The following is a 20,505-nucleotide window of genomic DNA, read 5'->3' on the forward strand; positions in this document are numbered from 1 at the left end:
GGCGCGCGGCAGGCGGGCGGGACCAACAGGGGGCGCGGCGCCGGGACGCATCCCCGCGCCGAGCGCGAAGGTCAGATCGCGGCCCGGATGCAGTCGGCGATGCGTTCGGCCGCCGAGCGGGTCTCGTCGGCGTCCTGGCCCTCGACCATGACCCGGACCAGGGGCTCGGTGCCCGAAGGGCGCAGCAGCACACGGCCGCGCGCGCCCAGCTGCCCCTCGACTGCGGCGACCTCCGCGCGTACCGGATCGGCCTCCAGGCAGCCCGATGCGGCGCCGCTGACCGGCACGTTGATCAGGCATTGCGGGAGCCGGGGAATGGCGGCAGCCAGGGCCGAAAGCGGCTGGCCGGTGCGATGCATCAGATGCGCGACCTGCAAGGCGGCGACGGTGCCGTCCCCCGTCGTGGTGTGCTCGAGGCAGACGATGTGCCCCGACCCCTCGCCGCCCAGGGTCCAGTCCCGGCGACGGAGCTCTTCGAGCACATAGCGGTCCCCGACCTTGGCGCGCACGAACGGGATGCCCGCGGCATTCAGGGTCTGTTCCAGACCGAGGTTGGTCATCAGGGTCCCGACCACGCCGCCGTCGAAGCCACCCGCCTGCTGCCGGGCCAGCGCCAGGATGCCCAGGATCTGGTCGCCGTCGACTACCGTGCCCTCGGCATCGGCCAGGATCACCCGGTCGCCGTCGCCGTCCAGCGCGATCCCCAGATCAGCCCCGCTCGCCCGGACCTGTTCCGCCACCTTTTCCGGGTACAGGGCGCCCACGCCCTCGTTGATGTTGTAGCCGTCCGGGCTGGCCCCGAGAATCTCGACTCGGGCGCCCAGCTCCTCGAACACGTGCGGCGAGACGTTGTAGGTCGCCCCGTGGGCGCAGTCGATCACGATTTTCATGCCGCGCAGTTCGGAGCGCGCCGGGATCGCGCTCTTGCAGAACTCCACGTAACGGCCCGCCGCATCGGCAATGCGCACGGCCTTGCCCAGGCGCGCGCCGTCGATCGGCTGTGCCGGCTGGTCCAGCCGCGCCTCGATGGCCGCCTCGGTCGCGTCCGGCAGCTTGTCGCCCTCGGGCGTAAAGAACTTGAAGCCATTGTCATGGAACGGGTTGTGCGAGGCACTGATCACGATGCCCGCCGTGGCGCGGAAGGTATGGGTGAGGTACGCAATGGCCGGCGTCGGCATCGGCCCCAGCAGCGCGACGTCCAGCCCGGCGGCAGACAGCCCGGCCTCCAGCGCCGACTCGAACATGTAGCCGGAGACGCGCGTGTCCTTGCCCACCAGCACCGGGCCCTGGCGCTGCCCGTTCTCGCCCAGCACCTCGCCCACGGCATAGCCCAGCCGCAGTGCAAACTCTGGCGTCATCGGCCACTCGCCGGTGCGCCCGCGAATCCCGTCGGTCCCGAAATACTTGCCCATCAGTTCCCTCGATTGTCCTGCCCGTCGTGCAATTCGGAGTATAGCGCCAGGGCGTCGCGGGTCGCCGAGACGTTGTGCACACGCAGGACACGCGCCCCGGCCTGTGCCGCCAGCATCGCGGCGACCGCGCTGCCCGGATCCCGCTCCGCGACCGGACGGGCCCCCAGCAACTGGCCAATCATCGACTTGCGCGAGACCCCGACCAGCAACGGAAGCCCCCCGGAGGCCAGGCGCGGCAGCCCGCGGAAAAGCGCAACATTGTGCTCCAGTGTCTTGCCGAAGCCGAATCCCGGGTCCAGCAGGATCTGCCTGCGCGGAACACCGGCGGCCTGGAGATCGGCGACTCTCTGTTCGAGAAAGGCACCGACCTCGGCCACGACGTCGCCGTAATGCGGAGACCGCTGCATCGACTGAGGCTCGCCCTGCATGTGCATCACGCAAAGGGCCACGCCATGCTCGCGGCCCGCCTCCACCGCTGTCTCCAGCGCCCCCTCGGCGCGAAAGCCGTTGACGTCGTTCAGCAGCCCGGCGCCGGCCGCGACCGCCTCGCGCATCAGCGCCGGTTTCATCGTATCCACCGAAAGTGGCACATCGAGCTCCGCATGCAGGGCCTCGATCACCGGCAGTACGCGACGCCGCTCCTCCGCCAGCGGCACCGGCTCCGCGCCGGGGCGCGTGGATTCCCCGCCGATGTCGAGGATGTCCGCCCCCTCCACGACCATGGCCCGGGCACGCGCCAGAGCCTCGTCGATCCGGGCGTTCTGGCCACCGTCGGAAAAGGAGTCGGGGGTCACGTTCAGAATCCCCATGATGCGCGCCCGCCCCAGATCCAGGGTGCGCTCACCGCATTGCAGAACGGCTTGATCGATCGCCACGGTCACTCTCCCGGAGAGTCCAACGAAAAAGGCCGCCAGACAAAGGGCCTGGCGGCCGGATAAAGCGACCGGGAACGAACCCGGTCACGAGCGGGGACGCGCCCGTCAGGACTGCGGTGCGGGGCCGCCTACGACGCCCTTGTTGTCGTCGTCACGACCATCGGAACCATCGCCGGAGCCTTCCTCGGCATCCGCAGCGCCGGACTCGTCACCGGCCTGCGCCGAGCCACCGGAGCCGCCGCCACTGTCCCAGTCAGCCGGCTCGCGGGGTTCCCGCCCGGCCATGATGTCCTCGATCTGCTTGTCGTCGATGGTTTCGTACTTCATCAACGCCCCAGCCATCGCGTGCAGCTTGTCGACGTTGTCCACCAGGATCTGCTTCGCATGCTGGTAGTTGGTATCGATGATCTGGCGCACCTCGGCGTCGATCTGGCGCGCGGTGTCATCGGACATCGGCTTGGACTTGCCCATCTGACCACCGAGGAAGGGCTGACCCTCTTCCTCGCCATAATCCAGCGGCCCCAGTTTTTCCGAGAGCCCCCACTTGGTCACCATGTTGCGGGCGATCTGCGTGGCGCGCTCGATATCGTTCGAGGCCCCGGTGGTCACCTTCTCGTCGCCGAAGATGATCTCCTCCGCCAGGCGTCCGCCGAACAGGCTCGCCAACTGGCTCTGCAAGCGAGTCTTGGAATGGCTGTAGCGGTCTTCCTCGGGCAGGAACATGGTGACACCCAGGGCACGGCCACGCGGGATGATGCTGACCTTGTACACCGGGTCGTGCTCCGGCACCGTCAGGCCGACGATCGCGTGCCCGGCCTCGTGGTAGGCCGTCAGCTTCTTTTCGTCCTCGGACATCACCATGGACTTGCGCTCGGCGCCCATCATGATCTTGTCCTTGGCGCGCTCGAAGTCGGACATATCCACCAGGCGCTTGTTGGCGCGTGCCGCGAAAAGCGCGGCCTCGTTCACCAGATTCGCGAGGTCCGCGCCGGAGAAGCCCGGCGTACCGCGCGCGATCAGGTCCGGCCGGACATCCTCGGCAATCGGGGTCTTCTTCATGTGGACCTTGAGGATCTGCTCGCGACCGCGCACATCCGGCGGCGGCACCACTACCTGACGGTCGAAGCGGCCCGGCCGCAGCAGGGCCGGATCCAGCACGTCCGGGCGGTTAGTCGCCGCGATCACGATGACTCCTTCGGTGCCCTCGAAGCCGTCCATCTCGACCAGCAGCTGGTTCAGGGTCTGCTCGCGCTCGTCGTGACCGCCACCCATGCCGGCACCACGCTGACGACCCACCGCATCGATTTCGTCGATGAAAATAATGCAGGGCGCGTGTTTCTTGGCCTCGGAGAACATGTCGCGCACGCGCGAGGCGCCCACGCCGACAAACATCTCGACGAAGTCGGAGCCGGAAATGCTGAAGAACGGCACCTTGGCCTCGCCGGCGATGGCCTTGGCCAGCAGCGTCTTCCCGGTACCCGGCGAACCGACCATCAGCACGCCACGCGGGATCTGGCCGCCCAGCTTCTGGAACTTGGACGGATCGCGCAGGAAATCGACCAGCTCGGTCACCTCCTCCTTCGCCTCGTCGCAGCCCGCCACGTCGCCAAAGCCGACCTTGACCTGGTCCTCGGACATCAGCTTGGCCTTGGACTTGCCGAAGGACATCGCGCCCTTGCCACCGGCACCGCCGCCCTGCATCTGGCGCATAAAGTAAATCCACACGGCGATCAGCAGCAGGATCGGGAACCAGCTGATCAGGATGCTCATCAGCAGGGAACGCTCGGCCTCCTCGTGGGCATTGACCTCCACGTTGTTCTGCAGCAGGTCGCCGATCAAGCCGGGGTCATTGGGGTTCACCGTCGTGAACTGCTGGCCCTCGATCGTGGTGCCCTTGATCTTCTCGCCCTCGATGGTCACGTTGTCCACGCGACCACCCTGCACATCGCGGATGAACTCGGAGTAGGTAATACTCCGCACATCCTGCGTCTGCTGCTGCGGGCCGAAGTTGTTGAAGACAGACATCAGGACGACGGCAATCACCGCCCAGATGATCAGGTTCTTGGCCAGACCGTTCAAAACGACACCTCGAAAAACATCAATCGTCAATGACAGGGAGCTTTACACATCCCTGGGCTCGCGCGCCAATACATACACTTCACGTGATCGAGGGCGCGACGCTTTCGGCTTGCGCACCTTGACCGATCCGAAGCGCCGGCGAACCTCGGCCAGATATGCATCGGATCCTTCACCCTGAAACAGCTTGACCAGAAACGCCCCCCGCGGGTTCAGAATCTGGGTCGCCAGGTCCAGCGCCAGTTCACAAAGATGGATCGAACGCGGCTGATCCACGGCATCCGTACCTGTAAGGTTGGGGGCCATATCGGAAAGCACAAGGTCGGCCGGCTCGTCGCCCAGCTTCGCCAGGATCTCCTGCAGCACCGCATCCTCGCGAAAATCACCCATCACGATCTCGGCACCGGGGATCGGATCCATCGGGAGAATGTCCGTCGCCACCAGCACACCCTTGCGACCGATCTTCTGCGCGGCGTACTGGCTCCAGCCACCGGGGGCCGCGCCCAGGTCCACGACGCGCATCCCGGGCTTCAGCAGCCGGTCACGCTCGTCGATCTCCTGGAGCTTGTAGACCGCACGCCCGCGGTAGCCCTCCTGCTGGGCCCGCTGCACGTAAGGGTCGTCGAAATGCTCCTTCAGCCAGCGCTGGCTGGAGCGGCTACGCTTGGGCATACCCGATCCTTGCGCCAGCGTGCGGCGTGCTACAATTTTGTCGTTTCAACACCGAAAACGGCCTCCCGTGAATCTGACCGACGCGCAACGCCGCCATCTGCGCAGCCTCGCCCATCCGCGCAAGCCCATCGTGACCATCGGTCGCAACGGGCTCACCGACGCGGTGCTGGCGGAACTGGAGCAGGCGCTGACCCACCACGAACTGGTCAAGATCAAGGTGAACATCGGCGACCGCGAGGCCCGCAACGGGGCCGTGGAAGAACTCTGCGAACGCACCGGCGCCGAGCGGGTGCAGCGCATTGGCTATGTCGCCACCCTGTTCCGCCGCAACCCGGACGACCCGAAGGTGGCCCTGGACCCGGCCTGACAGACGGGTCCGGCTGCGTCAGTTGACGTAGCGGACCTCCAGGATCTCGTATTCCGTCTCCCCGCCCGGGGCCTGCACGGTCACGACATCGCCTTCTTCCTTGCCGATCAGCGCCCGCGCGATCGGGGACGATACCGAGATCATATTGTTCTTGATGTCGGCCTCGTCCTCGCCCACGATCTTGTAGGTCACCTGGCGCCCGTCCTCGGTCGCCTCCAGCACCACCGTAGTCCCGAACACCACCTTCCCGGTCTGCGGCAAGGTGGTCACGTCGATGATCTGGGCGTTGGAGAGCTTCGCCTCCAGTTCGCGGATGCGGCCCTCGATGAAGCTCTGCTGCTCGCGCGCAGCGTGGTACTCGGCGTTCTCCTTGAGGTCGCCATGCTCGCGCGCCTCGGAGATCGCGTTGACCACGCGCGGGCGGTCCTCGCCCTTCAGCTTCTTCAGCTCTTCCTTCATCTTTTCCGCGCCGGTCACGGTCAAGGGCGTCTTGTTCATGCGCTTTTCCCTCCGAGGTTTTCCTGGTGGAGGTCCTGCAGCCGGAAGACGTCATTCGCCCCCAGGTGATCCAGGGCCTGCACCGTGGCCTTGGCCCCGGCGATCGTGGTGGTATAGCCCACCTTGTGCATCAGCGCCTCGCGGCGAATGGTGTAGGAGTCCGAGGTCGACTGCTTGCCCTCCACGGTATTGATGATGAAGCTGATCTCGTCGTTCTTGATCATGTCGACGATATGCGGCCGTCCTTCGGTGACTTTGTTGACGCGGGTCACCGCGATCCCGGCCTCCTCCAGTACGTTTGCCGTACCCCGGGTGGCCAGGACCTCGAAGCCCAGCTCGACCAGGCGCCGCGCGACCTCGCCCACCAGCGGCTTGTCGATCTCGCGCACGGAGACGAAGGCCTTGCCGGTGGACGGCAGCAGCACGCCTGCACCCAGCTGGCTCTTGGCGAAGGCCTCGGCAAAACTGCGGCCAACCCCCATCACCTCGCCGGTGGACTTCATCTCCGGCCCCAGGATCGGGTCCACGCCCTGGAACTTGGCGAACGGGAAGACCGACTCCTTCACCGAGTAGTAGTCGGGGTAGACGGCGTCGCCCACGCCCTGTTCGGGCAGGGTCTGTCCCGCCATGCAGCGCGCGGCGATCTTGGCCAGCGGCCGGCCCACGCTCTTGGAGACGTACGGCACGGTGCGCGAGGCGCGCGGATTCACCTCCAGCACGTAGATGTCATTGCCCTTGATCGCGAACTGGGTGTTCATCAGGCCCACGACCTTCAGCCCCAGCGCCATCTTGCGCACCTGCTCGACCATCTCGTCCTGCAGCTCCAGGGACAGCGAGAACGGCGGAAGCGAACAGGCCGAGTCGCCCGAGTGCACGCCGGCCTGCTCGATGTGCTCCATGATCCCGCCGATGATCACGTTCTCGCCGTCCGAGATCGCGTCGACGTCGACCTCGATCGCATCATCCAGGAAGCGGTCCAGCAGCACTGGGGCATCGTTGGAGACGGACACGGCGTTCTGCATGTAGCTGCGCAGGTCCTCGCGGTCGCGGACGATCTCCATCGCGCGGCCACCGAGCACGTAGGACGGACGCACCACCAGTGGGTAGCCGATCTCGTCGGCCAGCTTCTCCGCCTCTTCCTCGCTGCGCGCGGTGCGGTTCGGCGGCTGCTTGAGTCCCAGCTTGTTCAGCAGGGCCTGGAAGCGTTCGCGGTCCTCGGCCAGGTCGATGGAGTCCGGGCTGGTGCCGATGATCGGCACGCCCGCGGCCTCGAGGTCGCGGGCCAGCTTCAGCGGGGTCTGCCCGCCGTACTGCACGATCACGCCGGCCGGGTTCTCGGTCGCCACGACCTCCAGCACGTCTTCCAGCGTCAGCGGCTCGAAGTACAGGCGATCCGAGGTGTCGTAGTCGGTGGAGACGGTCTCCGGGTTGCAGTTGACCATGATGGTCTCGTAGCCGTCCTCGCGCATCGCCAGCGCCGCATGCACGCAGCAGTAGTCGAACTCGATGCCCTGACCGATGCGGTTCGGCCCGCCGCCCAGGACCATGATCTTCTGCCTGTGAGTCGGCTCGGCCTCGTTCTCCTCTTCGTACGAGGAGTACATGTAGGCGGTGGTGGTCGCGAACTCGGCCGCGCAGGTATCCACCCGCTTGTAGACCGGGCGCACGCCGAGGCCGTGGCGGTGCTTGCGCACGGCCTTCTCGGTTTCGTTGAGGATCGTCGCCAGGCGCAGGTCGGAGAAGCCGCGCTGCTTCAGGCGGTACATCTCCTCGGCCTTGATGTCGCCCAGGATGCGGTCGCGCAGGCCCTTCTCGACGTCCACCAGTTCCTGGATCTGAGCCAGGAACCAGGGGTCAATCGCGGTCAGGTCGAAGATATCCTGGATCGAGAAGCCGGCGCGGAAGGCGTCGGCCACGTACAGCACCTGCTCCGGGCTGGGGTTGGCGAGCCGGGTGCGCAGCTGATCGACCACGTCGTCGGCATCCAGGTCAATGCGCTCGTCGAGACCGTCCATGCCGGTCTCCATCGAACGCAGCGCCTTCTGGAACGACTCCTGGAAGGTGCGGCCGATGGCCATCGCCTCGCCCACCGCCTTCATCTGCGTGGTCAGCCGCGCCTCGGCCTGCGGGAATTTCTCGAAGGTGAAACGCGGGATCTTGGTGACCACGTAGTCGATGGACGGCTCGAACGAGGCCGGGGTCAGCCCGCCGGTGATCTCGTTTTTCAGCTCGTCGAGGGTGTAGCCCACCGCCAGCTTGGCCGCGACCTTGGCGATCGGGAAGCCGGTCGCCTTGGAGGCCAGCGCGGAGGAACGCGACACCCGCGGGTTCATCTCGATCACGATCATGCGCCCGTTCTCGGGGTTGATCGCGAACTGCACGTTGGAGCCGCCGGTTTCCACGCCGATCTTGCGCAGCACCGCCAGCGAGGCGTCGCGCATGATCTGGTATTCCTTGTCGGTCAGGGTCTGCGCCGGGGCCACGGTGATCGAGTCCCCGGTGTGAATACCCATCGGGTCGAGGTTCTCGATCGAGCAGATGATGATGCAGTTGTCCGCCTTGTCGCGGACCACCTCCATCTCGAACTCCTTCCAGCCAAGCGCGGACTCCTCCAGCAGCACCTGGTTCACCGGCGAGAGGTCGATCCCGTTCTTGACGATGTACTCGAACTCCTCGCGGTTGTAGGCGATACCACCGCCCGAACCGCCGAGGGTGAACGACGGCCGGATGATCACCGGGAAGCCGATCTTCGGCTGGATCTCCTGCGCCTCCTCCCAGGAGTGCGCGAGCATCGCGGTCGGGGTGTCCAGGCCGATGTCGGCCATCGCCGCCTTGAAGTGATCGCGGTCCTCGGCCATGTCGATCGCGGCCTCGTTGGCGCCGATCATCTCCACGCCGTACTTCTCGAGCACGCCTTCGCGCGACAGGTCCAGCGCGCAGTTCAGCGCGGTCTGCCCGCCCATGGTCGGCAGCACGGCGTCCGGGCGTTCCTTCTCGATGATCTTGGCGACCGTCTCCCACTCCACCGGTTCGATATAGGTGGCGTCCGCCATCTCCGGGTCGGTCATGATCGTCGCCGGGTTGGAGTTCACCAGGATCACCCGGAATCCCTCCTCGCGCAGGGCCTTGCAGGCCTGGGCACCGGAGTAGTCGAACTCGCAGGCCTGGCCGATCACGATCGGGCCGGCCCCGAGGATCAGGATGCTCTGGATATCGTTACGCTTGGGCATAGAGCAGCTCTCGCAGGCTGTCGAAATCAGGAATTCTTTTCAGGAAAGGGACTTAGCTACGCGCGGCGCGCATCATCTCGACGAAGTCGTCGAACGCCGGGGACACGTCATGCGGGCCCGGGCTCGCCTCCGGGTGGCCCTGCAGGCTGAACGCCGGGCAGTCGGTGCGGGCAATGCCTTGCAGCGTGCCGTCGAACAGCGAGCGGTAGGTCGGCGTCAGCGTCGCCGGCAGGTTGTCCTCGTCGATCGCAAAGCCGTGGTTCTGCGACGAGATCATCACCCGCCCGCTTTCTTCGTGGCGGATCGGGTGGTTGGCCCCGTGGTGGCCGAACTTCATCTTCACGCTCTTGCCGCCGCTGGCGATGCCCAGCAGCTGATGCCCCAGACAAATCCCGAACAAGGGCAGCTTGCGTTCGCAGATGTCGCGGATCGCGTCGATCGCGTAGGTGCAGGGCTCGGGGTCGCCCGGGCCGTTGGACAGGAACACGCCGTCGGGTTTCAGCTCCATCACCTCGTCCACCGGCGTCTCGGCCGGCACCACGGTCACGCGACAGCCACGGTCCGCCAGCATGCGCAGGATGTTCTGCTTCATGCCGAAGTCGTAGGCCACCACATGAAATTCGGCCTGCTCCGGGTCCACCCGGGCCGGCTCTTCGCCGAGCTGCCAGGTGCCCTCCAGCCATTCGTAGCGGCTGCGCGTGGTGACTTCGCGCGCAAGGTCCATGCCCTTGATGCCGGGAAACTCGCGCGCCGCTTCCAGGGCCGCGGCCTCGTCCACCTCGCCGGCCTGGATGCACCCGTTCAGCGCGCCCTTCTCGCGCAGGATCCGGGTCAGCTTGCGGGTATCGATCCCGCTGATCGCCACGATGCCGTGACGCAGCAGGTAGTCCGGCAGCGACTCGCGCGAACGCCAGTTGGACACCAGTGGCGGCAGATCGCGGATGATCAGCCCCGCGGCATGGGCGCGCGCGGATTCATCATCCTCCGGGGTGGTCCCGGTATTGCCGATATGCGGATAGGTCAGCGTGACCATCTGCCGATGATAGGAAGGATCCGTGAGGATCTCCTGATACCCGGTCATCGCGGTGTTGAACACCACCTCGCCAACCGTCTGGCCCAGGGCGCCAATCGCCTGACCATGAAACACAGTGCCATCTTCCAGGACGAGCAGAGCAGGCGCGGACACGGGGGGACCTCCGGATGGTCTGGGTCGGGGCCGCCAGGTCTTTGCCGGCGGCGATACTGCGATTCGTTCGGGATCTTCGACCCGGCCTTTCCCGCACCGTTTCACTGGGGACAGGACCCCATTCACGGACAACGGTTCGGAGCTTCAGGACGGGTACGGATACGCCTTCAAGTGTACGCGAGCGCCGCGCGCGGCGTCCAACGAGACCCCCGCTTTCGGCGTCATGTGGCTCGCCGTTCTGGAATGGCGGTGATTCATCACGCGCCGTTAAGGATGGCCCTGGTTCGACGCCCGGTCTTTATGATGCTTTCGGCCCGCCGCCTACCTCGTGGTGGCTGGTCCTGGTTCGGCCTCGGGTGTTTACGGTGGCTTCGGTCCGCATACTGCCTGGCGCTGACTCGCCAGCGCGCCGCGAGGTACTTTCTTGCTTGCCCAAGAAAGTACCCAAAGAAGGGCACCCGGATTTCGCCCGGGAACCTTGCTCCAGGGCCCTCGGGCCGGCGGCGCTGAACTCGCTACGCTGCGCTTCGCTCAGACATCCAGCGCCTTCCCCCGGCCCGAGAACCCTTCCGCAAGGGGCTCCATACGGGAAGAGTAGGTCAAGACAGAAGGTGTTCCCTCCCCCCGGACACAACAATAGGCAATGCCGCCCGAGCACCCTCGGCGCCCGCTCTGCGGGCGCGGCACGCAATGGCCGAAGGCCGAGCGTGCCGAAGATGCTCGAAGACCTAGCCATCATCCACTGGCAAGAACGCTGGGATAGCCGTTGCTTGGACCTACCTCCCCGTTGTCGTCGCGCCGAGTGGAGAGGCTTTTCGCGGGACGATTCTAAATAGAAACGGGGGCGCTGGATGTCTGAGCGAAGCCGAAGGCGCAGCGAGTTCAGCGCCGCCCGCGAAAAGCCTCGGAGCGAGGGAAACCCCGGCCCGCGCAGCGGGCCGGGGTCGCGGCAGTCGGGCGTGTTTCTTGGGTACTTCTTTGCACGAGCAAAGAAGTACCTCGCGGTGCGCTCGCGAGAGAGCGCGTGGCAGGCGGCCGGACGAAAGCACGTAAACACCGGAGGACGAACCAGGGCCAGCCTCTACTGGGCGAGACATGCCCCAGGGCGGAAGACACCTCAAACGGCAGCAAGCGAGCCGCGCGGCTTGGTGCGCGTTAGCGCTTGACGGTGGCGCGGAGGGCCAGGCGTACCAGGGTCTCCACCGAATCCGCCTGGTCGCGGACTGCCGCGACCATCTTCTCGGCGCTGGCCCGCGGGTAGCCGAGAGACTCCAGCGCGGCCAGCGCCTCGCCCTCCATCGCGGCCGCCGGAGTCGGCTCGCTGCCGGCCACGCCCCCGGCCGGCGCGGCGGCAAAGCCCATCTCGGCGAGGCGCTCGCCCAGCTCCAGGACCACCCGCTCGGCGGTGCGCTTGCCGATGCCCGGCACCTTGGCCAGGCCCGTCACGTCACCTCCACTGATCAGGCCCGCCAGCTCGTCGCCGGCGTAGGTGGAGAGCATGGCCAGTGCCAGCTTGGCGCCGATCCCGTTCACCCGGATCAGGCGGCGAAACAGGTCGCGGTCGCGCTTGTTCAGGAAACCGAACAGCTGGTGGGCATCCTCGCGCACGACCAGGTGGGTCGCCAGCACGACCGTCTCGCCCGGCTCCGGCAGGGCCGCCAGCGTGGACAGCGGGACATCGACCTCGTAGCCGACCCCGCCGGCGTCGATCACCACACCATTCACCTCGCGGCTGATCAGCCGCCCTTCCAGGCGGGCGATCATGGACGCCCCCCGATCATGGCGGCGGCCGAGCCTTGCAGGCGCGCCTCGTTCTGCTCGGTGTGGGCGTGGCAGAGCGCGACAGCCAGGGCATCGGCGGCGTCGCTGCTGGCCGGTTCGGCCAGGCGTAGCAGTTGCTGCATCATGTGCTGGACCTGTTCCTTGTCCGCCCCGCCGACACCAACCACGGCCAGCTTGATCGCGCGCGGGGCGTATTCGTGTACCGGCAGACCGGCCTGGGTGGCGGCGCAGATGGCCGCGCCACGGGCGTGCCCCAGCTTGATCGCGGACTGGGCATTGCGGGCGACGAACACCGACTCGATGGCCAGTACGTCGGGCTTCAGCTCGTCGATCACCTCGACTACGCCGGCGAAGATCTCGCCCAGGCGCTCGGGGAAGGTCTTCGCCTTCGGCCGGATCACGCCGTGGCCGCAGGAACGGCCGCGGCTGCGATCAAACTCGATTACCGCGAAGCCGGTGACGCGGGAACCAGGATCGATCCCGAGGATGCGCACGCCGCTCACACCGCGGCCGCGTCAGTCACCGCTGACTTCTTCGGGGAAGTCGGCGTTGGTGTAGACGTTCTGCACGTCATCCAGGTCATCGAGCATGTCCAGCAGCTTGAGGACCGACTCGGCGGTCTCCGCATCCAGGGGTGCGAGGGTCTCCGGGCGCCAGGTGACCTCGGCGTTTTCCGGCTCCAGGCCGCGCTCCGTCAGCGCGGCGCGCACGTCCTGGTAGGTCTCCGGCTCGGTGATCACCTCGATGGCACCGTCGTCCTCGACCTGCACATCCTCGGCCCCGCCCTCCAGCGCGGCCTCCATCACCACCTCGTCATCCAGCCCGGGGGCGAAACGGATCACACCCTTGTTCTGGAACAGGTAGGCGACCGAGCCGTCGGTACCGAGGTTGCCGCCCATCTTGGAGAAGGCGTGGCGGACCTCGGCAACCGTGCGGTTGCGGTTGTCGGTCATGCAGTCGACCAGGACCGCCGCGCCACCCGGGCCATAGCCCTCATAGCGGATTTCCTCGACATTGTCGCCATCACTCTCGCCAGCGCCGCGCTTGGCGGCCCGTTCGATGGTGTCGCGAGTCATGTTGGAACCCAGCGCCTTGTCGATCGCCAGGCGCAGGCGCGGGTTGGTCTCCGGGTCCGAGCCGCCGTGGCGCGCGGCCACGGTGATCTCGCGGATCAGCTTGGTGAAGAGTTTGCCGCGCTTGGCGTCCTGGGCATTCTTGCGATGCTGGATGTTCGCCCACTTGCTGTGGCCTGCCATTCGGTCACGACTCCTTGAGTTGGGTTCGGTTGTGCCGACCCGGCATACCGCCGGGCACCGGAATGCGCACAGTCTAATCGCTGGGGCCGCGCTAATCACGGATGCGCACGACGTGCCCACGCGGTGAACCTCAAGCCGTCATTGCGAGAAGCGCAGCGGCGAAGCAATCGCTTGACGGGACCGTAACGTTCGGCCCGCCGCCGGAGCCACCCAGCGAGATCGCCACGGCGCTTCGCGCCGCGCGATGACGATTCTTGTTGCCCCTGACGGGGTTCGCCAGGCGTCAGGGCAGGAACTCGCCCGCCTCCAGGAAGTGCAGGGTCTCGCGCACCACCACGGTGTCGAACAGCATGCCCATGTGCGTGACCGGCAAGGTCAGGTGGCGCGAGACGTCGGGGCCCCGCGTCTCGTCTACCGCGACCAGGCCGTCATGCGGATGCGGCAGGCGCGCGATCAGCGGGCCCGGCCCGATCGCGCGGCTGCCGGCCAGCATGCCGATGTCACGCCCGCGCAGGATCGGGCTGCCACCGAGCAGGCCGCGATCCAGCGCCGCGCCCAGCCACCAGCGCCCGGCCCGGTTCCGCGCCAGCCGCGCCGCCACGCGACTGCCAGCCAGGGGCGAACCCAGCATCACGATGCGGCCCGGGCGCTGCACCGGCGCGACCTCGAACAGGTGACGCACCACCACGCCACCCAGGCTGTGTGCCACCAGGTGCACCAGGTCCCCGGGGACCTGTTCCAGAAAGGCCGCCAGCGCGCGAGCCGCCTGTTCCGGAGACTGACGCTGCGAGGCGTAGCGAAACGGGTACACCGCGTGGCCCCCGGCGCGCAGTCGACGCCGTAACAAGGCCATCTCCAGGCCGGACATATGCCAGCCGTGGACGGTAACAACGCTGGTGCGCATGCCGGCCATGATGCGCGACCGGCCGGGCCGTTACCCGGCCTGTTGCGTAGCGCTGGGGCGCAGGCGGATGCCCAGCTCGCGCAGCTGTTTCTCGCCGACCGGCGCCGGGGCATCGGTCAGCAGGCAGGCGGCGGTCTGGGTCTTGGGGAAGGCCATCACGTCGCGGATCGAGTGGGCACCGCTCATCAGCATCACCAGGCGATCGAGGCCGAAGGCCAGGCCGCCATGCGGCGGGGCGCCGAACTCCAGCGCATCCAGCAGAAAGCCGAACTTCTCGCGCGCCTCGTCCTCACCGATGCCGAGGGCCTCGAACGCGGCCCACTGCATCTCCGGGTTGTGGATACGGATGGAGCCACCACCGACCTCGGTGCCGTTGAGCACCATGTCGTAGGCGCGGGACAGGGCCTCGCGCGGGTTGGCGCGCAGTTCGTCCGGGCTGTCCACCGCCGGGGCAGTGAACGGGTGATGCAGGGCGTACAGGCGCTTGTCCCCGTCGTCGTACTCGAACATCGGAAAGTCGACCACCCACAGCGGCTGCCAGCCTGCCTCGACCAGCTCCAGGTCGTGGCCGATCTTCACGCGCAGCGCACCGATCGCCTCGTTGACCACCGAGGCCTTGTCCGCGCCGAAGAAGATCAGGTCGCCGGCGGCGGCCGCAGTCTTTTCCAGAATCTGCCGGGTCACGTCCTCGGGCAGGAACTTGAGGATCGGCGACTGCAGCCCGCCCGCGAGATCGGCCGGGTCGTTGACCTTGATGTAGGCCAGGCCCTTCGCGCCGTAGCGGCCGACGTACTCGGTGTAGACGTCGATCTCCTTGCGCGTGAGCCTGGCCCCGCCCGGCACGCGCAGCGCGGCCACGCGGCCCTCGGGGTCGTTGGCCGGGCCGTTGAAGACCTTGAACTCTACCTGCTGCATCACCTCGGTCAGCTCGGTGAACTCCAGCGGGATGCGCAGATCCGGCTTGTCGGAACCGAAGCGGGCCATCGCCTCGGCATAGGCCATACGCGGGAACGGATCGGGCAGCTCCACGCCCTGGACCTCGCGGAAAAGGTGGCGGATCAGGCCCTCGGTCACGTCCATCACGTCGGCCTCGTCGACGAAGGCCATCTCCATGTCCAGCTGGGTGAACTCCGGCTGGCGGTCGGCGCGCAGGTCCTCGTCGCGGAAGCAGCGGGTGATCTGGTAGTAGCGGTCCATGCCGGACATCATCAGCAGCTGCTTGAACAGCTGCGGCGACTGCGGCAGGGCAAAGAAGCTGCCAGGATGCGTGCGGCTGGGCACCAGGTAGTCGCGCGCACCCTCCGGCGTGGCCTTGGTCAGCATCGGGGTCTCGAGGTCGAGGAAGTCGCGTTCCTCGAGGAAGCGGCGCATGGCGGCCGTCACCTGCGCGCGCAGGCGCAGGCGCTGCTGCATCACCGGGCGACGCAGGTCCATGTAGCGGTAGCGCAGGCGGGTGTCCTCGCCGACGTCCTCGTCGTCCAGCGGGAACGGCGGGGTCTTCGCGGCATTCAGGACCTCCAGCTCCAGGCCCAGGATCTCCACCGCGCCGGTGGTCAGGTCCGGATTCTCGGTGCCCTCGGGGCGCCGGCGAACGCGACCGGTCATGCGGATCACGTACTCGCTGCGCAGCTGCTCGGCGCGCGCGAAGACGTCCTCGCGGTCGGGGTCGAACACCACCTGCACCAGCCCCGCGTGGTCGCGCAGGTCGACGAAGATCACGCCGCCGTGGTCACGCCGGCGGTTGACCCAGCCGCAGAGGGTCACCTCCGAGTCGAGTTCGTTCTCGGTGACACGTCCACACAGATGAGTTCGCATTGCGCTGTTCCAGCCGAAGGGCACCCCACCTGGGGCTGCACGGTTAGTCGGGAAAACGGGGCGAACATGCCGCTCGCGCCCGCGAAAAGGCCGGAAATCTTACGATTTGCCCTGCTCCCGCGCAACCGGAGCCGGGGCATCCTCGGGGCTTTTCAGGGGGGTGACGACCCCCATGGACATCACGAACTTGAGGCCGTCCTCCACCGTCATGTCCAGTTCGATGGCCTCCTCGCGCGGGACCATCAGCACAAAGCCGGACGTCGGATTGGGGGTGGTCGGGACAAACACGGTGACCACATCGCGCTCGGTCCGATCCTGCACCTCGCCGGCCGCCATCCCGGTCATGAAGCCGACCGACCACAGTCCGCGGCGCGGATACTCGATCAGAATCACCTTGCGAAACGCCTGCCCGCCATCGGACAACACGGTCTCGGTAACCTGCTTGACCGCGCCATAGATCGAACTGACCAGCGGAATGCGCCGCACGATGGATTCGCCCACCGACACCAGCTTGCGACCGACGATGTTGGCCACCACCACGCCGGTGACGAACACCACCACCACGGCCAGCACGATGCCGGCACCCGGGATGGAGAAGCCGAGAATCGCCTCCGGCCGCCAGGCCGGCGGCAGGAGGAGGATGGTGAAGTCCAGCAGGTCGACCAGCAGCTTGATGATGAAGCCGGTGACGATCAGCGGCAGCCAGACCAGCAGCCCTGCAATCAGGTAGCGGCGCAGGGAGACCAGCACGGATCAGGTACCGGTCGCGGCGGTACCGGTCTTGGCGCTACCGGAGGACGAGGACTCGGACTTCGGCGCGCTGCTGGCGCTCGAACTGCTGCCCTCCTTCAGGTTGCGCTTGCCGTCCTTCTTGAAATCGGTCTCGTACCAGCCGCCCCCGGCCAGACGGAAGCCGGCGGCGGAGACCTGCTTGGTCAGGGCCTCGGCGCCGCACTCGGGGCAGGTGGTGGCCGGCGGGTCGGAGATCTTCTGCAGGATCTCGGAAATCTCGCCGCAGTCCTTGCACTGGTATTCGTAAATGGGCATGGCTGGAATCCTCGGAATGCATCCGCGAAAACACGGGTTGAGGCGTATTATGCGGCCGTTTCGCGGGAATAAAAGGCCTTCCCTGCCGACAATCCGTGTTTGCGCCCGGAAGCCGCAGCGCGGATCATTCCCCCAAGCAACGAAACGCCGAAACGACCGCACAAGGACCCGTCATGGCCGAAAAGATCGTGATCATGCTGCTCAACCTGGACCTCGACCGCCCCGGCACGCTGGGCGCCCCGTTCTTCCAGGCCACCGTCGCCGCCGCAATGGACCTGGAAGTCGAGATCTATTTCGCCGCCGGCACCACGCGCCTGTTGCGTCAGGGCGTGGCGGACAAGATCTATCCCGGCGAGGCCAGGGAGAAGTCGGTCTACAGCTTCATGCAGGATGCCCACGAGGCCGGCTGCCATTTCTACGCCTGCGCCGGCGCGATGGACGAAAACGGGCTGACCCTGGACAACGCGGTACCGGAACTGGACGGGATGCGCGGCGGTGCCGCCTTCATTGGCGAGGTCGTCGAGGACGACGTCGCCACGCTGACCTACTGACCCCGTTGCCATGAGCGAATCCCCCTCGCGCGCGGTCCTGATCACCGGCTGCTCCAGCGGCATCGGGGCCTGCACCGCCCGCGTACTGCGCGAACGCGGCTACCGGGTCTTCGCGACCGCCCGACGCGGAGAGGACGTCGCCCGGTTGAAGAAGGACGGCTTCGAAGCCTTGCAGCTGGATCTTGACGACTCCGCCAGCATCCACAGCGCGGTCACCGAGATCCTGCACCGCACCGAAGGCCACCTCTACGCCCTGTTCAACAACGGCGCCTATGGCCAGCCCGGCGCGGTGGAAGACCTCAACCGTGCGACCCTGCGCGCGCAGCTGGAGACCAACGTGCTCGGCTGGCTGGAGCTGACCAATGCGGTGCTGCCCGCGATGCGCCGTGCCGGCGAGGGCCGGATCATCCAGAACAGCTCGGTCCTGGGCCTGGTCGCGCTGCGCCTGCGCGGGGCCTATGTGACCTCCAAGTTCGCGATCGAGGGCATGAGCGACACCCTGCGCCAGGAACTGCACGGCACCGGCATCCATGTTGCACTGATCGAGCCGGGGCCGATCCGCAGTGAATTCCGCGCCAACGCGCTGAAGGCCTTTCGCTATCACATCCAGCGCGAACACAGCCCGTGGCAGGAGACCTACCGCGCCGCCGAGGCGCGCATGGCGGACGCCGAGGCCGATGCCCCGTTCACGCTGGGGCCCGAAGCGGTCGCGCGCTGCGTGGTGCACGCCCTGGAGGCCCGCCGCCCGCGGGTGCGCTACCACGTGACTTTCCCCACCCGGCTGTTCGCCTTTCTCAAGTGGCTACTGCCGGCCCGCGGGATGGATGCGGTGCTGCGCGGTGTATCACGCGGGGAGAACCGCTGACCGTGGCGCACGGTACCGCATGAATCTGATCTTTCTCGCCCTGATCGTGATCGCCGTGGCCACGGCCGCGATCCGCGAGATCCGTTCCACCGATCCCGACGAGCAGCCGATGCAGGCCCTGTCCGAGGGCGCCATCGACGCCGCCGGCTCCGCGGTGGAACTGGCACTGGGGCTGGTGGGGGTAATGGCCCTGTTTCTGGGCCTGATGAAGATCGCCGAGGCCGGCGGCCTGCTCACCGTGCTGGCGCGGCTGCTGCGGCCGCTGATGGTGCGGCTGTTCCCGTCCGTCCCGCCCGAACACCCGGCGATGGGCGCGATGATCCTGAATTTCTCCGCGAACATCCTGGGCCTGGGCAACGCCGCCACGCCCTTCGGCATCCGCGCGATGCAGGAACTGGAGAAGCTCAACCCGCACCCGGGCACCGCGACCAACGCGATGGCCCTGTTCCTGGCGATCAACACCTCCAGCATCACCCTGCTGCCCACCGGCGTGATCGCCCTGCGCGCCTCGCTGGGTTCCGAGGCCCCTGCCGCCATCCTGCCGACCACGCTGTTCGCGACCCTGTTCGCGACCATCGCCGGCATCGCCAGCGCGCTGATCCTGCAGCGCTACTTCCTGCCGCCGCCGGCGACCCGCACCATTGATCCGGGCCGGACGTCCGCGGATGCAGCGAGCGAGCTGGACGACACAATGCGCGAGGCCGGCCGGGAGGCGACCGCCGAGCCCACCCAGGACGTCGACCCGACAGCGGACACGACCAACCAGCAACCGATGAACATCGAGGTCCCCACCGAGGGCTATCCCGCATGGGTCTCGCTGACCGTGCTGGCCGGAGTGCTCGCCATCATCCCGCTGACCATCCTCTACGGCCAGGCGATCGCACCATGGATCATCCCCGGGCTGGTAGTCGGCTTCCTGTCCTACGGCGTGATCCGCGGCGTACCGGTCTACGAGGTCTTCGTCGAGGGGGCCAAGGAGGGCTTCAATGTCGCGCTGCGCATCATTCCCTATCTGGTGGCCATCCTGGTCGCCGTGGGCATGCTGCGCGAGAGCGGTGCGCTGGGGATGTTCGTCGGGCTGGTCGGCCCGCTGACCACGCCCTTCGGCCTGCCGGCGGAGGCGCTGCCGATGGCGCTATTGCGCCCGCTCTCGGGCTCCGGCGCCTACGGCATCATGGCCGGCATCATGCAGGATCCGACGACCGGACCGGACACCCACGTCGGCATTCTGGTCTCGACGCTGCAGGGCTCGACCGAGACCACCTTCTACGTGCTTGCGGTGTATTTCGGCGCCATCGGCGTCAAGCGCGTGCGCCACACCCTGGCCGCCGCGCTGACGGCGGACGCCGTCGCGGTGATCGCGGCGGTCGCGATCGTCGGCTACTTGTTCCTGTAGCGAGCCACTGACCGCAATCAGTTCGGCGGGCCGCCCGGATTGATGTCCTTGTCCTTGACGATGAAGTAGACCCCGATGGCGGCCAGGCCCATCCACATCAAGAGCGCGAACACCCCGAGAATCTCCCAGAGCGTCACAAAGAAGAAGAGCATAATGGCGGCAGCGCCAAGGAAGATATTGCCGATCACGAAATTCGACGGCCGGCGGGAATCATTGTCGGGCATGGAGGGCTCCGGTGCAGGCGCCCGGGAAGGCGCCGGATGGGGCTATTGCTTCTTGTAGGGGGCGAAGTCGAACTGCCCGGCGGTCATGTCGTCCCACAGATCGCTCTGCAACACGGCCAGCAGCTTGAACAGCTTGCGCAGTTCGGGGTCGTCCATGAAGCGCTGATCCTCGCTGGCCTTCAGCACTTCCACTAGCGTTGCGCACTGCTCGCGGCTGATTCCGAGGACGTTCAGGCCCTCTTCTCCCATCTCGACATCCATCGAGCATCTCCGGTTCGGTTAAGTGGCACCGATTGTAGTCACATGCCTGCACGCAGCGAAAACACCGGACCCTGACCGCGTCATTGCG

20 protein-coding genes and 1 pseudogene are annotated in these 20,505 nt (G+C 67.0%); 4 read left to right on the plus strand and 17 right to left on the minus strand.

What is annotated here, in order from left to right:
* Positions 1–71 precede the first annotated feature (71 nt).
* The 4 genes from glmM to rlmE all read right to left on the minus strand — a co-directional run bounded on the left by glmM (position 72) and on the right by rlmE (position 5,035).
* Complete coding sequence (glmM, locus tag F572_RS0110810) at positions 72–1,412, minus strand: phosphoglucosamine mutase (protein ID WP_017941356.1); 1,341 nt, start codon at positions 1,410–1,412, stop codon at positions 72–74.
* Positions 1,412–2,221: a dihydropteroate synthase gene (gene folP, locus F572_RS0110815; RefSeq protein WP_231291100.1), complete on the minus strand. Its 810-nt coding sequence runs from the start codon at positions 2,219–2,221 to the stop codon at positions 1,412–1,414. The genes glmM and folP overlap by 1 nt, the downstream gene beginning before the upstream one ends.
* Before the next feature lie 171 nt (positions 2,222–2,392).
* On the minus strand, positions 2,393–4,366 hold the full coding sequence (gene ftsH / locus F572_RS0110820) for an ATP-dependent zinc metalloprotease FtsH (protein WP_017941358.1): 1,974 nt from the start codon (positions 4,364–4,366) through the stop codon (positions 2,393–2,395).
* Positions 4,367–4,408: 42 nt separating this feature from the next.
* Positions 4,409–5,035, minus strand: a complete 627-nt coding sequence (gene rlmE, locus F572_RS0110825; RefSeq protein WP_017941359.1) for a 23S rRNA (uridine(2552)-2'-O)-methyltransferase RlmE — start codon at positions 5,033–5,035, stop codon at positions 4,409–4,411.
* Between the two features lie 67 nt (positions 5,036–5,102).
* On the opposite strand from rlmE, the gene yhbY reads away from it, so the two are divergent.
* Positions 5,103–5,402, plus strand: a complete 300-nt coding sequence (gene yhbY, locus F572_RS0110830; RefSeq protein ID WP_017941360.1) for a ribosome assembly RNA-binding protein YhbY — start codon at positions 5,103–5,105, stop codon at positions 5,400–5,402.
* 18 nt (positions 5,403–5,420) lie between these two features.
* On the opposite strand, the gene greA is transcribed toward yhbY, so the two are convergent.
* From greA to F572_RS0110880, 11 genes and pseudogenes are all read right to left on the minus strand, one after another.
* Positions 5,421–5,900 (minus strand): transcription elongation factor GreA, encoded by a 480-nt coding sequence (greA, locus tag F572_RS0110835; RefSeq protein WP_017941361.1) that lies wholly within the window; start codon positions 5,898–5,900, stop codon positions 5,421–5,423.
* Positions 5,897–9,130: a carbamoyl-phosphate synthase large subunit gene (gene carB / locus F572_RS0110840; protein WP_017941362.1), complete on the minus strand. Its 3,234-nt coding sequence runs from the start codon at positions 9,128–9,130 to the stop codon at positions 5,897–5,899. Before carB ends, greA begins: the two co-directional genes overlap by 4 nt.
* A gap of 52 nt (positions 9,131–9,182) precedes the next feature.
* A complete protein-coding gene (gene carA, locus F572_RS0110845) occupies positions 9,183–10,316 on the minus strand; it encodes a glutamine-hydrolyzing carbamoyl-phosphate synthase small subunit (RefSeq protein ID WP_017941363.1) in 1,134 nt (377 codons plus the stop codon).
* A gap of 531 nt (positions 10,317–10,847) precedes the next feature.
* Positions 10,848–11,055, minus strand: a pseudogene (locus F572_RS16075) (hypothetical protein).
* Between the two features lie 416 nt (positions 11,056–11,471).
* Positions 11,472–12,080 (minus strand): Holliday junction branch migration protein RuvA, encoded by a 609-nt coding sequence (gene ruvA, locus F572_RS0110850; RefSeq protein WP_017941364.1) that lies wholly within the window; start codon positions 12,078–12,080, stop codon positions 11,472–11,474.
* Positions 12,077–12,592, minus strand: a complete 516-nt coding sequence (ruvC, locus tag F572_RS0110855) for a crossover junction endodeoxyribonuclease RuvC (RefSeq protein WP_026142952.1) — start codon at positions 12,590–12,592, stop codon at positions 12,077–12,079. The genes ruvA and ruvC overlap by 4 nt, the downstream gene beginning before the upstream one ends.
* 21 nt (positions 12,593–12,613) lie before the next feature.
* Positions 12,614–13,354, minus strand: a complete 741-nt coding sequence (locus F572_RS0110860; RefSeq protein ID WP_017941366.1) for a YebC/PmpR family DNA-binding transcriptional regulator — start codon at positions 13,352–13,354, stop codon at positions 12,614–12,616.
* Between the two features lie 283 nt (positions 13,355–13,637).
* Complete coding sequence (locus F572_RS0110865; protein ID WP_017941367.1) at positions 13,638–14,267, minus strand: triacylglycerol lipase; 630 nt, start codon at positions 14,265–14,267, stop codon at positions 13,638–13,640.
* Positions 14,268–14,288: 21 nt separating this feature from the next.
* A complete protein-coding gene (gene aspS, locus F572_RS0110870) occupies positions 14,289–16,073 on the minus strand; it encodes an aspartate--tRNA ligase (RefSeq protein WP_017941368.1) in 1,785 nt (594 codons plus the stop codon).
* A gap of 99 nt (positions 16,074–16,172) precedes the next feature.
* The gene (locus F572_RS0110875) at positions 16,173–16,823 is read right to left on the minus strand and encodes a DUF502 domain-containing protein (protein ID WP_017941369.1); all 651 of its coding nucleotides are present in this window, start codon (positions 16,821–16,823) and stop codon (positions 16,173–16,175) included.
* A gap of 3 nt (positions 16,824–16,826) precedes the next feature.
* Complete coding sequence (locus F572_RS0110880) at positions 16,827–17,120, minus strand: FmdB family zinc ribbon protein (RefSeq protein ID WP_017941370.1); 294 nt, start codon at positions 17,118–17,120, stop codon at positions 16,827–16,829.
* A 173-nt stretch (positions 17,121–17,293) separates the two neighbouring features.
* Between F572_RS0110880 and F572_RS0110885 the strand changes: the two genes are divergently transcribed.
* The 3 genes from F572_RS0110885 to F572_RS0110895 are packed head-to-tail and all read left to right on the plus strand — an operon-like array spanning position 17,294 to position 19,932.
* Entirely contained in the window at positions 17,294–17,671 is a 378-nt protein-coding gene (locus tag F572_RS0110885; protein WP_017941371.1) for a DsrE family protein, read from the plus strand.
* A 10-nt stretch (positions 17,672–17,681) separates the two neighbouring features.
* Positions 17,682–18,536 (plus strand): SDR family oxidoreductase, encoded by an 855-nt coding sequence (locus F572_RS0110890; protein WP_017941372.1) that lies wholly within the window; start codon positions 17,682–17,684, stop codon positions 18,534–18,536.
* 19 nt (positions 18,537–18,555) lie between these two features.
* Positions 18,556–19,932 (plus strand): nucleoside recognition domain-containing protein, encoded by a 1,377-nt coding sequence (locus F572_RS0110895; protein ID WP_017941373.1) that lies wholly within the window; start codon positions 18,556–18,558, stop codon positions 19,930–19,932.
* A 17-nt stretch (positions 19,933–19,949) separates the two neighbouring features.
* Here F572_RS0110895 and F572_RS0110900 read toward each other — a convergent pair whose 3' ends face one another.
* Both F572_RS0110900 and F572_RS0110905 read right to left on the minus strand, forming a co-directional pair.
* Complete coding sequence (locus F572_RS0110900; RefSeq protein WP_017941374.1) at positions 19,950–20,156, minus strand: hypothetical protein; 207 nt, start codon at positions 20,154–20,156, stop codon at positions 19,950–19,952.
* 42 nt (positions 20,157–20,198) lie between these two features.
* Entirely contained in the window at positions 20,199–20,417 is a 219-nt protein-coding gene (locus F572_RS0110905) for a hypothetical protein (protein ID WP_012981920.1), read from the minus strand.
* Positions 20,418–20,505: the final 88 nt, after the last annotated feature.

The sequence above is a fragment of the Thioalkalivibrio sp. ALE14 genome (assembly GCF_000376845.1).
In the GTDB taxonomy this organism is placed as follows: Bacteria; Pseudomonadota; Gammaproteobacteria; order Ectothiorhodospirales; family Ectothiorhodospiraceae; genus Thioalkalivibrio.

Excerpts from the sequence above, each read along its gene's own strand:
- F572_RS0110860 (WP_017941366.1), bottom strand. The coding sequence starts at position 13,354 with ATGGCAGGCCACAGCAAGTGGGCGAACATCCAGCATCGCAAGAATGCC.
- greA (WP_017941361.1), bottom strand. The coding sequence starts at position 5,900 with ATGAACAAGACGCCCTTGACCGTGACCGGCGCGGAAAAGATGAAGGAA.
- rlmE (WP_017941359.1), bottom strand. The coding sequence starts at position 5,035 with ATGCCCAAGCGTAGCCGCTCCAGCCAGCGCTGGCTGAAGGAGCATTTC.
- glmM (WP_017941356.1), bottom strand. The coding sequence starts at position 1,412 with ATGGGCAAGTATTTCGGGACCGACGGGATTCGCGGGCGCACCGGCGAG.
- aspS (WP_017941368.1), bottom strand. The coding sequence starts at position 16,073 with ATGCGAACTCATCTGTGTGGACGTGTCACCGAGAACGAACTCGACTCG.
- F572_RS0110865 (WP_017941367.1), bottom strand. The coding sequence starts at position 14,267 with ATGGCCGGCATGCGCACCAGCGTTGTTACCGTCCACGGCTGGCATATG.
- F572_RS0110890 (WP_017941372.1), top strand. The coding sequence starts at position 17,682 with ATGAGCGAATCCCCCTCGCGCGCGGTCCTGATCACCGGCTGCTCCAGC.
- F572_RS0110900 (WP_017941374.1), bottom strand. The coding sequence starts at position 20,156 with ATGCCCGACAATGATTCCCGCCGGCCGTCGAATTTCGTGATCGGCAAT.
- ruvA (WP_017941364.1), bottom strand. The coding sequence starts at position 12,080 with ATGATCGCCCGCCTGGAAGGGCGGCTGATCAGCCGCGAGGTGAATGGT.
- F572_RS0110880 (WP_017941370.1), bottom strand. The coding sequence starts at position 17,120 with ATGCCCATTTACGAATACCAGTGCAAGGACTGCGGCGAGATTTCCGAG.
- carB (WP_017941362.1), bottom strand. The coding sequence starts at position 9,130 with ATGCCCAAGCGTAACGATATCCAGAGCATCCTGATCCTCGGGGCCGGC.
- F572_RS0110895 (WP_017941373.1), top strand. The coding sequence starts at position 18,556 with ATGAATCTGATCTTTCTCGCCCTGATCGTGATCGCCGTGGCCACGGCC.
- folP (WP_231291100.1), bottom strand. The coding sequence starts at position 2,221 with ATGGGGATTCTGAACGTGACCCCCGACTCCTTTTCCGACGGTGGCCAG.
- F572_RS0110885 (WP_017941371.1), top strand. The coding sequence starts at position 17,294 with ATGGCCGAAAAGATCGTGATCATGCTGCTCAACCTGGACCTCGACCGC.
- F572_RS0110905 (WP_012981920.1), bottom strand. The coding sequence starts at position 20,417 with ATGGATGTCGAGATGGGAGAAGAGGGCCTGAACGTCCTCGGAATCAGC.